Below are 14,727 nucleotides of genomic sequence, written 5' to 3' on the forward strand. Positions count from 1 at the left end.
CGCCCACGCCGTGTCAGTCAGCTCACCACGCCCCACACCCACAACCCGGACATTACCGGACACATGCCAAGAACATTCGCAGGACAGGGCCTAGGTTCGTCTCATGTCTCATGTCTCATGTCTCATGTCTCATGTCTCATGGCTCGGGGCGCGTGGCACGCTGCCGACGCGCTGCAGCACGCTCCACGTGCTGTCGCACACGCGTTTGCGGGGCCAGATCACGAACGCGCTGCGCACTGGTCGTCTGGGCCACGACGGCGGCACAACGAGTTCATGACAGTGAGCAGTGACGCGCTCGGCCAGCGTCTCGCACGTCGCGACGGCCGGGACCGCACGCGGGACGGCCGGTCTCAGTCGATGCCCTCGGCGCGCCGCTCGTCGACCGTGCGCTCGGCCTCCAGGGCGGCCTCGCGGTTCTTGCGGCGGCGTCGCGCAGTGCCGCCGTCGCCGTCCCGCCCCTTGCCCCTGCCGTGCGGGTGGTGCCCCTCGGAGCCGGGGTCGTGCAGCATGTGCGACTCGATGAGCTCGTGCCGCTGGAGGTACGTGTTGGCCACCGCCTGGATCGTCGCGGCGATCGGCAGCGCGAGGAACGCGCCCAGCGCGCCGAACACCGCGCCGAACGCGAGCACGACGACGAAGCTCACCGCCGGGTTCATCTCCAGCGCGCGGGCGGAGACCTTGGGCGAGAAGTACAGGTTCTCGAGCTGCTGGTAACCGATGATGAACGCGAGCACGCCCAGCGCCTGCGGCAGGCCCTGGGACGTGAGCGCGACCGCGACGGGCAGCGCGCCGCCGATGTACGTGCCGATCGTGGGGACGAACTGCGAGACGACGCCGGTGAACACCGCGAGGGGGAGCGCGTACGGCGTCTGGATGATCACCAGGAAGACGAACGTGAAGACGCTCGACAGCGCCGCGAGGACGATGCGCGAGTTGATGAAGTCGGAGACCTTGACCTGCGTGATCTCCCAGAGGCGCAGGACCTCCCCCTGGCGGTTCGGCGTGAGCCAGCGGCACACCGCGGCGCGGAACTTGGGCCCCGCCGCGAGCAGGTAGTAGGTGACGAGCATGATCGTCAGGGACGCGAAGATGACCCCGACGATCGTGGTGGTGACGACGAGGGCGCCGGACGCGACGTCGTCGCCGAAGTCGCTGAGGATCTGCCGGACGAGGTCGTCGGAGTCGGGGATGACGACGTCGAACCGTTCCGCGACGAGGTCCTGGATGCTCGCGTACAGGTCCGGGAGCGACTGGACGAGCTGGATGAGCTGCTGGACGAACAGGTTCCCGAAGAGCGCGAGCACCACGAGGATCACGACGATCGAGCCGAGGAGGGCCACCGCCGCCGCGGCGCCCCGCCGCCAGCCGTGGCGCACGAGCCACACGACGATGGGCTCCAGGGCGAGCGCGACGAAGAACGCGATGAGGATGTTGACGCCCAGCGCCTTGAGCTGGCCCAGGGCGTACCACGCGAAGATCCCGACGAAGACCGCGACGACGCCCATCGCGAGCGCGCGCGGGACCCAGCGCGGGGGGCGGCGGGAGTCGTGCTGGACGGGTCGTGACCCGGCGTCCGGTACGCCCGACCACGGGTCCTCGGCGGGGGTCGGCGTCGTCATGCCCCGAACCTAGCGGCGCCCCCGGCGGCAGGCCCGACGGGCGCGCCGCGCCTTCCGGATGCCGAACCCCGCGACCGGTGCCACCATCGACGCGCACGCTCGTCCGCTCGTCTCGCTCCGGCCACGGTCGGCTCTCCAGGAGGACTCGCATGGCACGTTCGTCGCAGGTCTCGGCATGGGTCGGGTGGGTCTGGTTCGCGGGGATCGTGCTCGTGACGATCGGCTTCTTCAACGCGATCAGCGGACTGGTCGCCGTCTTCTCCCCGAACAGCCTCGTCGGCGTGACCGACGCGGGCATCGTCGTGCTCGACGTCTCGACGTGGGGCTGGGTCCACCTCGTCATCGGGGTGCTGCTCGTCCTCACCGGCTTCGCGCTGCTCTCCGGCAAGGGCTGGGCGCGCATGGTCGCCATCGTCCTCGTCGTCCTCAACGCGATCGCCCAGTTCACGACCCTCCAGGTGACGCCCTGGTGGTCGATCGTGACCATCGCGCTCGACGTGTTCGTCCTGTGGGCGCTCGTGGTCCACGGCGACGAGGCCGAGCGCGCCGCACGCTGAGCCGCCCCGCCCCGAGACCCGGTCCGGGTGACCTGCCCGCGCACCGTCGTCCTCGTCCACCACAGACCCAGGGAGCATCGCCCATGGCAACGTCCACCTTCGGCCCCGTCGAGATCGTCGCGGTCGCCTTCCCGTCGGACCGCATCCCCGCGGGGGTGCAGGCCTCCGTCCTGGAGGTGCTCGCGGAGGGCACCGTCACGCTCCTCGACCTCGCGGTCGTCCGCCGCTCCGACGCCGGCGACGTCGAGGTCATCGAGGTGACCGACCTGGGCGACGAGCTGGAGATCACGGACGTCGAGCTCACGGGCGCCGGCCTCGCGGGCGAGGAGGACCTCGACGCCGTCGCCGCCGGGCTCGCCCCGGGCACGTCGGCCCTCGTCCTCGTCGTCGAGCACACGTGGGCCCGCGGCGTGATCGCCGCGACCAGCGCGGCCGACGGCGTCGTGCTGCTCAGCGAGCGCATCCCGGCCGAGGTCGTCAACGAGGTCGCCGACCTCGCGCTCGTCGAGGACTGAGCCGCCCGCGCACCGCGCACCCGACACCGCCACCGAACCAGGAGAACCCCATGCCCATCCGTCGAATCGGCCGTCCCGGGCTCATCGGGACCGCCGCCCGCACCGCCGTCATCGCGGGCACCGCGTCCGCGACCGCGGGCGCCGTGCAGCGCCGCCAGGCGAACCGTGCCCAGCAGTCGTGGGAGGCCCAGCAGGCCGAGGCCGCGCAGGAGCAGGCTCGCATCGAGGCGGCGGCCCAGCAGGCCGCGGCCCAGTACGCCCAGCCTGCGCCGGCCGCGGCCCCGGCGCAGGACGACCTGCTCGGCCAGCTCGAGCGGCTCGGTCAGCTCCACGCCTCGGGCGTGCTGAGCGACGCCGAGTTCGCCGCGGCCAAGGCCAAGCTGCTCGGCTGACGAGGAGGAGCGCCATGGCCACGTTCACCGTCTGGAAGTTCGACTCTCCCGAGGGCGCGGACACCGCGTCCCGCATCCTGCACGACTCGGCCTCGGAGCACGCGATCCGCATCGTCGACACCGCGGTGGTCACGTGGCCGGAGGGCGCGGCCAAGCCGACGACCCGCCACGGCCACCAGGACGAGTGGCGCGGCACCGGCTGGGGCGCGTTCTGGGGGCTCCTGCTCGGCTCGCTCTTCTTCGCCCCCGTCCTGGGGGCGGCGGCCGGAGCCGCCATCGGCGCGTCGACGAAGGCGATGGCCGCCGTGGGGATCGACAAGGACCAGCTGAACCGCATCCGGGAGGGTGTCACGCCCGGCTCGTCGGCCCTGTTCGTCGTGACCGAGGACGGCGACCTCGACCGGGTCGGCGAACGGTTCCACGGAACCCACGGGAAGCTCGTCGCCACGAACCTCACGGAGGCGGAGCGGAGCACGCTCCTCGAGACGTTCGACTGACCGCCCGGCCCCGCGCGCCGTCAGTCGTCGAGGCGCGCGGGGAGGCCGAACAGCGGAAACCACGAGGCCGTGTCGAGGAACGCGTTGATGGCCGTCACCCGCCCGTCCTCGGTCTCGACCACCTGCAGCGCCCACGGCTCGTGCCCGCCGCCCGCAGCCCGGCGGTACTGGCCGAACCCGAACGTACCGTTCACCGCGACCGGCACCATGCGGGACCCCTCGCACTCGTGGCCGGGCCCGGTCATCCAGGTCACGATGTCCGCCGTGCCCTTCATCCACAGCGGGTACGGCGGCATGGACAGCGTCGCGTCCTCGTGGAGGATCGCGACGAGCGCGTCCATGTCGTAGCGCTCGAACGCGTCGAGGTAGCGCTCGAGCAGCAGCCTCTCCTCGTCGCCGAGCCCCGCGTTCGACGCGACCGGAGCGGGTGCGGGCTCGGCGTCGCCTGCGAGCCCCGAGCTGTCCCAGTGGGCGCGCGCCGCCATGGTCGCGCGCGCACGCTGCAGCGCGCTGTTCACGGACGCCACCGACGTGTCGAGCAGCTCCGCGACCTCGCTCGCCTGCCAGCGCAGCACCTCGCGCAGCAGGAGCACGGCGCGCTGCTTGGGCGGCAGGAACTGCAGCGCGGCCACGAACGCGAGCCGGATGGTCTCGCGGCCCACCGCGACCTGCGCCGGGTCACCGTCGTGCGGCAGCACGCGGTCGTCGGGGACCGGCTCGACCCACGTCTCCTCCGGGAGCACCTGGCCGAGGTTCTCGGCCTCCGGCGCCTGCGGGCCGCCGAGGCCCATGGGGCGCTCACGCCGCTTGCGCGCGCCCAGCGCGTCGAAGCACACGTTCGTCGCGATGCGGTAGAGCCAGGAGCGCAGCGACGAGCGGCCCTCGAACCGGTCGTAGGAGCGCCACGCGCGCAGGAACGTCTCCTGCACGGCGTCCTCCGCCTCGAACGAGGAGCCGAGCATGCGGTAGCAGTAGCCCGTGATCTCCCGGCGGTGGCCCGCGAGGACCGCGTCGAGGTCGTCGCGCTCGGGCAGGGGGGCGGCGCCGGGCGCGGTGGCTCCCGGGCGGAGGCTCGTGGGGGTGGCGAGGTCGGTCATCGTGCTGCCTCTCAGGACTCGAGGGTCTCGACGTTCGCGAGGGGTGCCTACGGGTGGGCGCGCGATGCCGCGACCACCCGTGCGGGACCAGGGGAGTGGCCCACCTCACACACGCTACCGCTGCCCTCCGACACGGCACAGCCCGTGCCGACCCCGGGGTCGCTCCCCGGGCTCGCGTCGGGGTGGGGAGGGACCCCGGGCTCGACGACCGGGCTCAGTCGTCCAGGTCGAGCTCGAACCACACGGTCTTGCCCGGCGCGCCGTCGACCGCGTCGACGCCCCAGCGCGACGCGCAGCGCTCGAGGAACTGCACCCCCCGGCCGCCCGTCTCGTCCGGGTGGGGGGACCGGAGCCGGGGGAGCGCCGGCGAGCCGTCCCGCACCGCGACGCGCAGGACGCGGTGCCCGACCTCGAGCTCCGCCTCGACCGGGGCCGCGCCGTGCTGGACCGCGTTGGTCAGCACCTCGCTCGTGAGCAGCATGGCGATGCGGCGGACCGACGCGGAGACGTCACAGCTCTCGAGGACGTCGTCCACCCAGCGGCGGGCGGGCCCGATCGCCGACGACGCGTGCTCGACCTGCCGCGTCAGGACGGACGGCCGTCCCGGGCCGGGCGGTCGCGCGACGGTGTGCCGGACGCGCAGCGCGAGGACGGCGACGTCGTCGCGCTGGTCGGACACGAGCCGGCGCACGAGCGCGTCGGGCAGGGCGGACGTCGCGGTGGTCGTGAGCTCGGCGAGGACGGCCTGCAGGGCGCCGAGCCGCTCGGCGTAGGACGTGCCGCGCCGCTCGACGAGACCGTCGGTGTACAGGAGGAGCGTGTCGCCGTGCGCGAGGTGCGCGTGGTGGTCGTGCCGCGTGGTGCCCGGGACGACGCCGAGCATGAGGTCCGGGGGCACGTCGAGCGTCTCGACGCGGCCGTCGGCGCGCAGCACGAGCGGGGACGGGTGCCCGGCGCTCGACCACGTGACGTCGAACCCGTGCGGGGTGCGGTCGAGCCGCACGACGGCGGCCGTGCCGCTCGAGTGCAGCGCGAGGCCACGGTTGGCCCGGTCCAGGAGCCGGAGCAGGACGGCGGGCGGCTCGTCCTGGCACCACGCGAACGTCCGCAGCATGGAGCGCAGCTGGCCCATCTGCGCGGCCGCGCGCATGTCGTGGCCGGTGACGTCCCCGATCATGAGGACGCACGCGTCGTCGTCGAGCACGACGGCGTCGTACCAGTCGCCGCCGACCTGGTCGGTGCGGGTCGCGGACGCGTAGGTGGCGGCGAGCTCCGCGCTCCGCACCGACGGCAGCTCGGTGAGCATCGCGGCCTGGAGCGTCGTCGCGACGCGGTGCCGCTCCTCCAGGAGCCGGACGCGGTCGAGCGCGTGCGCGACGTACGAGGCGATCGCGGTCTTCGTCTGGACCGCGTCGTCGTCGAACTCGCGCGCCGCCTCCCAGGCCAGGGTGACGACGCCGAGCAGCCGCTCGCCCACGAGGACGGGCAGGAACGCGCGGGCCTCGACGTCGTCGGACGCGATGAGCGCCGCCGCCTCGGGCAGCCGCGCGGCGTACCGGGCGTGGTCGGGGAAGAACAGCGGCTCGCGCGTGCGGGCGGCGATCGCGGCGCCGCGGTCGTCGTCGACCCGCATCCGGCGGAACGACGCGGGGACCCCCGGCTCCAGGTGGTCGAGAGTCGTGTACTCGAGGCGGTTGCCGCTCGCGTCGAGCATCGCGAGGCCCGCGTAGCGGGCACCGATCGCGGCCCCGACCGCGGAGAGCCGCTCGGCGACGTCGCGCACCGACGTCGCGGCGGCGAACGACTCGGAGAGCTCCAGCAGGAGGCGGGACCGCCGGTTGGCCGCGAGCGCGACGTGCTGCATGCGCTTCGCCCGCGCCCGGGCGAGCCGCAGCCGCAGCTCCGAGGTGCACGCGGAGGCGAGGTCCGCCAGGGTTGCCAGGTCCTCGTCGGACCACGGCCGCGGTCGCCCGTCGAACGCGCACAGCGACCCGACGGCGCGGCCGTGCGGGTCGAAGATGGGGAAGCCTGCGTAGGACACGACGCCGATGTCGTCGACCGCACGGAGCGACGCGAGGTGCGGGACGACCCGGGCGTCCTCGACCACGAGCGGCCGCGCGTCGCTCTTGACGAACTGGCAGAACGTGTGGCTCAGGGGCGTGCGACGCTCGGACTGGTACGGCTCGGGCAGGCCCAGCGCGCCGGGCAGCACCGCCTCGTCGTCGAGGACGAGCGTGACGAGCGCCGACGGCACCCCGAGCTGCCGCCGCACGAGGCGCGCGAACCGGTCGAACGACTCGTCCGCCACCGGCTCGGCGAGCCCCGCCTGCGCGAGCTCGTGGATCGCCTGGGCGTCGGTCATGGTGCCAGTATCACCAGGACGAGGCCGGTCAAACAGTGCAAGCCGCGCCAGCCAGGCACGCGGACGGGGTGAAATCGGGAAGAAGGGAACCTCGGGCGGGGGTGCTGCGTGTACCGCTCGTGACACCACGACACGACGGCGGGCGCGGCCCGCGAGGGGCGGCGACGTGACGGCGACAGGTTCGGCCGGACCCGTCGGACGGTCCGGGAGGCTCGAGCTGCTGCTCGACGTCGTAGCCGACCGCGACCGGGACGACGACCGGGACGGTGGTCGGGCCGACGGGCCCGACGACTCGTCCGTGGTCGAGATCGACCTCGTCGCCCGGCGCACGCGCGACGAGGAGTTCTCGGCGTTCATGCGGGACGCCCGCGACCCTCTGCACCGCATGGCGTACCTGCTCTGCGGGGACCGGCACCGGGCGGAGGAGCTCACGCAGCACGCGCTCGAGCGGACGTACCGCGCGTGGTCGCGGGCCCGCGAGCGCGACCCGCTCGCCTACGCCCGTCGCGTGCTGGCCAACCTCCGCGTCGACACGTGGCGCCGCACGCGGCGCGAGGTGCTCGCCGGGCCGGACGAGCTCGCGCAGGCGGAGGGCGTCCGTCGACCGGGCCGTCCCGGCACCGGGGAGCCGACGGGTTCCGTCGACGACCGCGACGCCGTCGTGCGCGCGCTCCTGACGCTCCCGGTCAAGCAGCGTCGCGTCGTGGTCCTGCGGCACCTGCTCGACCTCAGCGAGAGCGAGGTCGCCGCCGAGCTCGGCATGCCGGTCGGCACCGTGAAGTCCACGGCCTCTCGGGGCCTCGCCCGCCTGCGGGCGATCCTCGGCGCGCCCGACGGCGCCGCTCCCGGACCGACGACCCCGACCACCCTGACCTCCCCGACCACCCGGACCTCCGGAAGGACACCCCGATGAGCCCTGTGACCGGTAGGCCGGTGCCCACCCCGCCCGAGGACGACTTCCTCGCCCGGCTGCGCCGCACGGCCGACGACGCCGTCCCGCCCTCCGAGCTCGACCTCGACGTGGTCCTCCGGTCCAGCCGTCGCGGCGTGCAACGCCGCCGGTCGCTCGCCGGCGTCGCGGGCGTCGTCGCGCTGGGGCTCGTCGGGACGGGCGTCGTGACGGCGGGCGGCCCGGACGGGCTCCGCGACCTCGCACGCGAGGTCGTCACCGGGTCGCCCGGGTACGAGGTCGTCACGGCGGAGGCCACGCTCGTCGACGTCGCGCCGGGCGTCGTCGCGGTGAAGGAGCCCGCGACGTACCTGCGCGAGGACGGAGCGTACGTCCTCGACCTCGGCCTCAGCGCCTGGCGCGACGGCGAGCGGTTCTTCGTCGAGTACCGTCCCGAGCCCGCGGGGAGCGAGCAGCCTCCGGGGCTGCGCGTCCTCGCCGGGGATGACGACGACCTCGCCGCGCTCCGTCGGGGGGGCACGGCGGGAACCGTGGTGCACGACGGCTTCCAGAACCTGGTCCTGCTCCAGCGCGAGGGCGGCGCCGAGGGACTGGTGCTGAGCGTCGCGAACTCCGACACGCCGCCCGGGTCGGACCCCTCGTGGGAGCGCGAGCGCATGGAGACCTGGGTGCTCCTGGCCGGTGAGGGACCGGCCGAGACCGGCCCGACGTACCGTCTCCCCGACGCCTGGGCGGAAGGTCTCTTCCTCAACGTCGCGGCACTCGGCCCGGAGGCAGGCTCGGCGACGGACGTCCGCGGGATCCTCAGCTCGACGAGGTTCGAGGACGACAGAAGCCTCATGAGGCTGACGTGCGGCTCGCCGCTGACCGGTCCCGACCCGGACCCGAGCTGCCGAGCCTCGTACGACCCGACGACCCGGGAGGTCGTGCCGATCGAGACGTCGCCCGCGATCCCGCGGTTGCTCGTCGACCGTCTGCTCCCCGCCGCCCCCGCGCCCGGCGACACGTCCGAGTCGGAGCTCAGGACGTGCCTCGACGTCCGCGGAGTCGAGACCGGCATGCTGCCGGACCGCTGGTACCTCGACCCCGGGGGCGTGGACGGGGACGCCTGGCGGCAGTGCCTGCTGGACGTGTCGCTCATCTCGTCGGCGCGCACGGCCCAGGCCCTCGGCTCCGCCACGCCCGAGTCGTGACACCGGCGCGCACGGACGCGCGGGCGCGTCGCGGCGGACGCGGGTCGTCTCAGGTGCCGCCGCGCGACCTGAGGTCGCCGAGCGCGTGCTCGGCGCCGTGCGCGTCGAGGTAGGTGCCGCCGCGGACCTCCGGGACGAGCGCGGCGTCGGGCCCCGCCGTGAAGCGGTGGACGAGCGGGTGGCCGGTGGGCACGTCGAGGTCCTGGACCTCCTCGGGCGTGAGGTCGTCCACGAGCACGGACAGCGCGCGCAGCGAGTTGCCGTGCCCGACGACGAGGACCGCCTCGCCGTGCGCGAGCGTCGTGCGGGTCGCGGCCCAGAAGGGGCGGAGCCGTTCGACGACGTCGGCGAGGGACTCCGCGTCGGGGCGCAGCGCGGCGCGCGCGGCGTCGGGCAGGCGCAGCAGCGTGTCGTCGACGAGCGGGCGCGCGGGGTCGTCCGCCGCGAGCGGCGGTGGTCGGTGCAGGTAGGAGCGGCGGTAGCGCCAGTAGGCGGCCTCGCCGTAGTCGCGCCGGACGACGTCGCGCAGCTTGTCCGTGAACGCGCCGTAGTGACGCTCGACGAGGCGCCACTCGACGGCGAGCGGGGGCGGGCCGGGCAGCGCGTCGGCGACGATCGCGGCCGTCGTCGAGGCGCGCACGAGCGGGGACGTCACGACGCGGCGCGGGACCAGGGCGGGCTCGCGCGCGACGGCGTCCGCGAGCAGCCGGGCCGCGCGCCCGGCCTCCGCGACCCCGACGTCCGAGAGCGGCACGTCCAGGAGGCCCGTGAAGCGGTCGCCCGCGTTGAACGTGCTCTGCCCGTGCCGCACGAGCACGAGCACGCCGGGCGAACCGTCGTCCGGCGACCCTGACGACGCACCCGGTGACAAGCCCACGCGTCAGACCTCGAGCAGCCCGCGCTGGTGCGCGAGCGAGACGGCCTCGGCCCGCCCGGACGCGCCGAGCTTGGCCAGGACGTTGGACACGTGCACGCTCACCGTCTTCGCCGAGATGAACAGGCGCTCGCCGATCTGCCGGTTCGTCAGGCCCTGCGCGACGAGCAGCAGGACCTCCTCCTCGCGCTCGGTGAGCACCGCCGTCGTGGACCGCCGGACCCCGGGCAGGTCGAGCCGGCCGCGGCGCCCGAGCGCGCGCACCGCCTCGGCGAGGGGGGCCGCGCCCATCGACTCGGCCTCCTCGAGCGCCTGCGCCGCCTCGATCTCGGCCGCGTTGCGGTCGCCCGCGCCGAGCAGCGCCTGGGCCCACCGGAAGCGCGAGCGCGCGACCTCGTACCGGTAGCCGTAGTCGAAGAGGCGCATCGTCTCCTCCCACAGGGCCGGGTCGTCCTCGCCCGTGAGGCGCGAGTGCTCGGCCGCGGCGCGCGCGAGCCAGGCGCGCCCCTCGGGCCCGAGGCGACCGCCGCGCGGTCGGCCGCGCTCCGCCGTCGTGCGCGCGGCCTCCAGCAGCTCGTCGCCGCGCGCGACGAGCGCCGCGACCTGCCCGGTGCCCGACGCACCCTGGAGGCGCGCCGCGTCCGCGGCGTCGGCGAGCGCGGCGAGCGCGAGCGCCGAGATCCAGATGCGGCCCAGGAAGTAGTCGCTCCACGTGCGGCCCAGGTGGTCCACGAGCTCGACGGCCAGCGCGACCGCCTCCTCGTCGCGGCCTGCCCAGGTGAGCGCGTCGATCGAGCAGCCGCCGGAGATGAGCGCGATCTGCCCGTCCCGGAACCAGTCCCGCCGCAGGGCCGTGCCGCGGGCGAGCGCGTCGTCGTCGCCGCGCGCCACGGCCGCGTAGAGCTGGACGCAGGAGAGCTGCGGGGCGGACCCCTCGGGCATCGTCTCGCCCGTGGTCTCGGTGGGCGTGAGGTCGCCGAGCACGTAGCGCACGAGGTCGCGGAACAGGCGCAGCTCGACGCCGTACGCGCTCCAGCCGAGCCCGGTCGCGCGCGCCCGGTCGAGGCCGTCGGCCGTCACCTGCAGCGCCTCGTCGATGCGGCCCGCGTAGTAGCGGTTCGCGGCGATGTTGTACCAGCAGCGCAGCTCGGTGAGGATGTCGCCCGCCTCGACGGCGCGCTCCCGGGCCTGGGCGAGCAGCACCGCGGCCCGGTCGTCGTCCGCGACCTCGAGGATCGCCATCGTGGTGAGCACGTCGGCCTCGACGTCGGGCGCGTCGAGCCGGTGCGCGACGTCCAGGGCCTGCGCCGCGACCTCCGTGGCGAGCTCGTCGAGGTCGGCGTTCATCGCGGCGCGCGCCCGCATCGCGAGCGTCCACGCGCGGTCGAGCGACGGCGGCTCCTCCGGGAGCACCGCCAGCGCGGCCTCGGTGTGGGCGAGGGTCTCCTCGACCTCCTCCGTGCCGAGCAGGTACCGCGACAGGACGTGCCGCAGCGACGCCTGGCGCATCGGGTCGCCCGCGGTGCCCTCGACGACCTTGCGCGCGAGCGCGACCGCGCGGTCCGGCTCGCCCGCGCGGCTCGCGGCCCCGGCCGCGGCGAGCGCGACGGTGACGCGGTCCTCGCCGAGGAGGTCCGCGGCGTCGGGCACGGCCCGCCACAGCCCGAGCACCTGCTCGAGGTGCCGCAGCTCCTCCGCGGGCGCGAGCACGCGCGCGGCCTTGCGAGCGGCGGCGCGCGACGCCGTGAGCGCGGCCGGGAGGTCGTGCGCGGCGAGCGCGTGGTGGGCGCGCAGCGCGGGGGACCCGAGCCCCGGGACGTCGTCGAGCGCGGCGAGGTACGCGCGGTGCACGCCCACGCGCTCGCCCGGCAGCAGGTCGGACGCGACGGCCTCGGCGAGGAGCGCGTGGCGGAACACGACCGTGTCGCGCGCGCCGTCGCCCTCGACCGCGAGGACGTGGTGCGCGATCGCCTCGCGCAGCGCCGCGTCGAAGGAGCGCCCGGTGGCCGCCTCGCCGTCCGCGGCGTCGCGCGCGAGCGCGGCGCGCAGGAGCGGCTCGCTCACCTGGCGCCCGGACACCGACGCGACGCGCACCAGGTGCTGCACGGCGGGGTCGAGCACCTCCAGGCGGGCGCGCAGGACGTCCGCGAGGGACCAGGGCAGCTCGTCGTCGAGGCCCGACTCGACGAGCTCCTCGGCGAAGTACGCGTTGCCCTCGGAGCGCGTCCGCACGGACTCGAAGGCATCGGGCAGCAGGGGCGCGCCCGCGAGCGCGGTCGTGAACTCGCGCAGCTCCCCCTCCGTGAAGGGGGAGAGCTGCACGTGCTCGACGCGCGGGTGCCGCAGGAGTTCCGCGAGCACGGGGCGCAGGGGGTGGCGGCGGTGCAGGTCGTCCGCGCGGTAGCTCGCGACGACGAGCACGTGCTCCGCGCGCAGGCGCGCGACGACGAAGCGCAGGACGTCGCGGCTCGACGGGTCCGCCCAGTGCAGGTCCTCGACGACGAGCACGAGCGGGGCCTCGGCCGTCCCCGACGCGGCGAGCGCGGCCGCGACGCTCTCGAAGAGCTGGAGGCGCTCGCCCTGGCTCTGCTCGTCGTCCGCGGGTGTGCCGGCGTCGAGCAGGCGCGCGAGCGCGGGCCGCGCGGCCACGGTCTCGTCGACCGCGGGGTGCTGGGAGCGCAGCGTCGCGAGGGCCTCGGAGAAGGGGAGATAGGGGAGGCCGACCTCGCCGAGGTCCACGCAGTGGCTCCAGACGACGGTCGCGCCGCTCCCGGCGGCGAGCTCCGCCGCGCGCGTGAGGAGGCGGGTCTTGCCGACCCCGGCGTCGGCGCCGACGAGCACGACGCCCGGCTCGCCGCGACGCGCGCGCTCGACCGCGGCCGCGAGCGCGTCGAGCTCGGCGGCGCGGGCCACGAAGGGCGCGCGCGAGGAGGGGCGGGGCACGGCTCCCATCCTCGCAGCGTGCACCGACACGTGACCAGCGGATAGACCACCGGAGCCCGCGCCGGACATGACGACGCCGCCGACGAGAGGGTTCTCGTCGACGGCGTCGGGCGGCGCGGTCACCGCGCCGCGCGGTCGTGACGCTGGCGGCGCCCGCGCCACCAGTGCAGCAGCGAGGGCTCGTCGTGCCGGAAGTCCTCGCGCAGCCGCTGCGTGCGGTAGGCGAGATCCGCCTCGAAGGTCGGATCGAACTGTGCGCTCATGGTCGTCCCCGTCTCTGCAGGCACCCTGCCTGTCCGACACTCACGTTCGTCCTGAGCACCGGGCCGCCGCATCGGACGACCGCGCACCGTTCGAGGGAGGGGGCCTTAGGCGGTGCCCGTCCGCGACCCTGAGGCGTCTGAGGTGGGGCCTCGCGCCTAAGGCACCCGGCATCGACGTGACCGGCGTCACTCCTCCCGTTGCCAACGACCCGGCCCCGGCGCAGACTGGACGAAGGACCGGACCCGCCTGTGGGGGTGACCTCGTGACCGACACCTACGACATGCTGCCGATGCTGGGCCGTGGCAAGCACCGCAACCCGAAGAAGGGCGCGTGCTTCATGGAGCTCGCGTCCTACCTCGCGGGGGAGCGGTGGAGCGACCATCCACGGTGCACGCACCCGCTGCTCGCGATGCTGGCGCGCGCCGTGAACGACCTCACGGTCGACCCGGAGCGCCCCAAGCTCGCGCCGCTCATCCCGTCCGTCATCGGGCTGACGAGCGACGACCCGCACTGGGACGTGCGCATCTCGCTGCGCGCCGCCGTCGCGGCGCTGCCGATCGCCCCGGCGGACCGGCAGCAGACGCTCGCCGTCGCGATCATCGGGGCGGAGAAGATGCTCGACGTCCTCGACGACCGCCCCGCGGGCACGCTGAGCGCCGAGTCGGCGGACGCGCTCGCGAGCTGCCCGCGCACGGCGCGCTGGGCGCAGCGGTTCTGCGAGGGCGCGCGGCTGCGGCCGAGCCGGTTCGTGCGCGACGCCGCGCCGAGCATCATCTCCGCGGCGGTGCAGGGCATCGCCGAGGCGTGCGTGCCGGACCCGGACGAGCGCCTGCGCGCGCTGCTCGCCGCGACGATCGACGACTGCCGGGCCTGGGACGACGCCGAGCCGGCACCGGCGCTCGACCCCGAGTCGTGGGCACCCGTCGTGCGGCCGTCCGCCGTCGGGACCCGGTGAGCCGCCGGTGAGCGTCACGGGGGACGGGCTCGACGAGGCCCTGGGCGCGCAGCTCCGGGCCGCCGTGGACCCGGCGGTCCCGCCCAGCGGGACGGGCTGCGCGGAGTGTGACGCGGCCGGCGGGTGGTGGGTCCACCTGCGCCGCTGCGCGACGTGCGGCCACGTGGGGTGCTGCGACACGTCGCCGGCCCAGCACGCGACGGCGCACTTCCAGGAGACCGGCCACCGCCTCATGCGCTCGTTCGAGCCCGGCGAGGACTGGTACTGGGACTACGAGACGTCGCAGGTGCTCGACGGTCCGCACCTCGCCGCGCCGCTCTCGCGCCCGCCGGAGCAGGGCTCGCCCGCGCCGGCCGACCGCGTGCCGTCCGACTGGACCTCGCTCATCCACCGCTGACCCACCCGCACCCGTCGCCGAACCCCGGGGGGGGGGGGGCCCCCCGGGGGGGGGGGGGGGGGGGGCCCCGGGGGGGGGGGGGGGGGGGGGGGGGGGGCCCCCCCCCCCGGGGGGGTGGGGTTTAAAGGTTTGTTTTTTTTTGTGGGATGAGG

General features: G+C 75.1%; 14 protein-coding genes. 8 read left to right on the plus strand and 6 right to left on the minus strand.

The window, feature by feature from the left end; all coding sequences use genetic code 11:
- Positions 1 to 350 precede the first annotated feature (350 nt).
- A complete protein-coding gene (locus ACZ402_RS16055; RefSeq protein ID WP_375824126.1) occupies positions 351 to 1,619 on the minus strand; it encodes an AI-2E family transporter in 1,269 nt (422 codons plus the stop codon).
- A 149-nt stretch (positions 1,620 to 1,768) separates the two neighbouring features.
- On the opposite strand from ACZ402_RS16055, the gene ACZ402_RS16060 reads away from it, so the two are divergent.
- The 4 genes from ACZ402_RS16060 to ACZ402_RS16075 all read left to right on the plus strand — a co-directional run bounded on the left by ACZ402_RS16060 (position 1,769) and on the right by ACZ402_RS16075 (position 3,580).
- A complete protein-coding gene (locus tag ACZ402_RS16060; protein WP_375824125.1) occupies positions 1,769 to 2,176 on the plus strand; it encodes a DUF7144 family membrane protein in 408 nt (135 codons plus the stop codon).
- A gap of 83 nt (positions 2,177 to 2,259) precedes the next feature.
- Positions 2,260 to 2,691 carry a DUF6325 family protein gene (locus tag ACZ402_RS16065; protein ID WP_375824124.1) on the plus strand — a complete coding sequence of 144 codons (432 nt, stop codon included), beginning with the start codon at positions 2,260 to 2,262 and terminating at the stop codon, positions 2,689 to 2,691.
- A 50-nt stretch (positions 2,692 to 2,741) separates the two neighbouring features.
- Positions 2,742 to 3,083 (plus strand): SHOCT domain-containing protein, encoded by a 342-nt coding sequence (locus tag ACZ402_RS16070; protein ID WP_375824123.1) that lies wholly within the window; start codon positions 2,742 to 2,744, stop codon positions 3,081 to 3,083.
- Between the two features lie 14 nt (positions 3,084 to 3,097).
- A complete protein-coding gene (locus ACZ402_RS16075; RefSeq protein ID WP_375824122.1) occupies positions 3,098 to 3,580 on the plus strand; it encodes a DUF1269 domain-containing protein in 483 nt (160 codons plus the stop codon).
- Between the two features lie 20 nt (positions 3,581 to 3,600).
- On the opposite strand, the gene ACZ402_RS16080 is transcribed toward ACZ402_RS16075, so the two are convergent.
- Both ACZ402_RS16080 and ACZ402_RS16085 read right to left on the minus strand, forming a co-directional pair.
- On the minus strand, positions 3,601 to 4,677 hold the full coding sequence (locus ACZ402_RS16080) for a sigma-70 family RNA polymerase sigma factor (RefSeq protein ID WP_375824121.1): 1,077 nt from the start codon (positions 4,675 to 4,677) through the stop codon (positions 3,601 to 3,603).
- A 214-nt stretch (positions 4,678 to 4,891) separates the two neighbouring features.
- On the minus strand, positions 4,892 to 7,039 hold the full coding sequence (locus ACZ402_RS16085; RefSeq protein ID WP_375824119.1) for a SpoIIE family protein phosphatase: 2,148 nt from the start codon (positions 7,037 to 7,039) through the stop codon (positions 4,892 to 4,894).
- Between the two features lie 166 nt (positions 7,040 to 7,205).
- Here ACZ402_RS16085 and ACZ402_RS16090 point away from each other — a divergent pair, with 166 nt between their 5' ends.
- Both ACZ402_RS16090 and ACZ402_RS16095 read left to right on the plus strand, forming a co-directional pair.
- Entirely contained in the window at positions 7,206 to 7,952 is a 747-nt protein-coding gene (locus tag ACZ402_RS16090; RefSeq protein ID WP_375824118.1) for a SigE family RNA polymerase sigma factor, read from the plus strand.
- Positions 7,949 to 9,142 (plus strand): hypothetical protein, encoded by a 1,194-nt coding sequence (locus ACZ402_RS16095; RefSeq protein WP_375824117.1) that lies wholly within the window; start codon positions 7,949 to 7,951, stop codon positions 9,140 to 9,142. Before ACZ402_RS16090 ends, ACZ402_RS16095 begins: the two co-directional genes overlap by 4 nt.
- 49 nt (positions 9,143 to 9,191) lie before the next feature.
- Here ACZ402_RS16095 and ACZ402_RS16100 read toward each other — a convergent pair whose 3' ends face one another.
- The 3 genes from ACZ402_RS16100 to ACZ402_RS16110 form a co-directional block, all read right to left on the minus strand.
- Positions 9,192 to 10,019 (minus strand): 2,3-bisphosphoglycerate-dependent phosphoglycerate mutase, encoded by an 828-nt coding sequence (locus ACZ402_RS16100; protein WP_375824116.1) that lies wholly within the window; start codon positions 10,017 to 10,019, stop codon positions 9,192 to 9,194.
- A 3-nt stretch (positions 10,020 to 10,022) separates the two neighbouring features.
- On the minus strand, positions 10,023 to 12,959 hold the full coding sequence (locus ACZ402_RS16105) for a helix-turn-helix transcriptional regulator (protein ID WP_375824115.1): 2,937 nt from the start codon (positions 12,957 to 12,959) through the stop codon (positions 10,023 to 10,025).
- 119 nt (positions 12,960 to 13,078) lie between these two features.
- On the minus strand, positions 13,079 to 13,222 hold the full coding sequence (locus ACZ402_RS16110; RefSeq protein ID WP_375824113.1) for a hypothetical protein: 144 nt from the start codon (positions 13,220 to 13,222) through the stop codon (positions 13,079 to 13,081).
- Between the two features lie 263 nt (positions 13,223 to 13,485).
- On the opposite strand from ACZ402_RS16110, the gene ACZ402_RS16115 reads away from it, so the two are divergent.
- Positions 13,486 to 14,178: a hypothetical protein gene (locus tag ACZ402_RS16115; RefSeq protein ID WP_253691315.1), complete on the plus strand. Its 693-nt coding sequence runs from the start codon at positions 13,486 to 13,488 to the stop codon at positions 14,176 to 14,178.
- A 7-nt stretch (positions 14,179 to 14,185) separates the two neighbouring features.
- Entirely contained in the window at positions 14,186 to 14,575 is a 390-nt protein-coding gene (locus tag ACZ402_RS16120) for a UBP-type zinc finger domain-containing protein (protein ID WP_168731367.1), read from the plus strand.
- Positions 14,576 to 14,727: the final 152 nt, after the last annotated feature.

The organism is Cellulosimicrobium sp. NPDC030954 (assembly GCF_055571305.1).

What these genes read in the sequence shown, in the direction of transcription:
- ACZ402_RS16095 (WP_375824117.1), top strand. Translation starts at nt 7,949, where the DNA reads ATGAGCCCTGTGACCGGTAGGCCGGTGCCCACCCCGCCCGAGGACGAC.
- ACZ402_RS16060 (WP_375824125.1), top strand. Translation starts at nt 1,769, where the DNA reads ATGGCACGTTCGTCGCAGGTCTCGGCATGGGTCGGGTGGGTCTGGTTC.
- ACZ402_RS16080 (WP_375824121.1), bottom strand. Translation starts at nt 4,677, where the DNA reads ATGACCGACCTCGCCACCCCCACGAGCCTCCGCCCGGGAGCCACCGCG.
- ACZ402_RS16075 (WP_375824122.1), top strand. Translation starts at nt 3,098, where the DNA reads ATGGCCACGTTCACCGTCTGGAAGTTCGACTCTCCCGAGGGCGCGGAC.
- ACZ402_RS16055 (WP_375824126.1), bottom strand. Translation starts at nt 1,619, where the DNA reads ATGACGACGCCGACCCCCGCCGAGGACCCGTGGTCGGGCGTACCGGAC.
- ACZ402_RS16085 (WP_375824119.1), bottom strand. Translation starts at nt 7,039, where the DNA reads ATGACCGACGCCCAGGCGATCCACGAGCTCGCGCAGGCGGGGCTCGCC.
- ACZ402_RS16065 (WP_375824124.1), top strand. Translation starts at nt 2,260, where the DNA reads ATGGCAACGTCCACCTTCGGCCCCGTCGAGATCGTCGCGGTCGCCTTC.
- ACZ402_RS16110 (WP_375824113.1), bottom strand. Translation starts at nt 13,222, where the DNA reads ATGAGCGCACAGTTCGATCCGACCTTCGAGGCGGATCTCGCCTACCGC.
- ACZ402_RS16070 (WP_375824123.1), top strand. Translation starts at nt 2,742, where the DNA reads ATGCCCATCCGTCGAATCGGCCGTCCCGGGCTCATCGGGACCGCCGCC.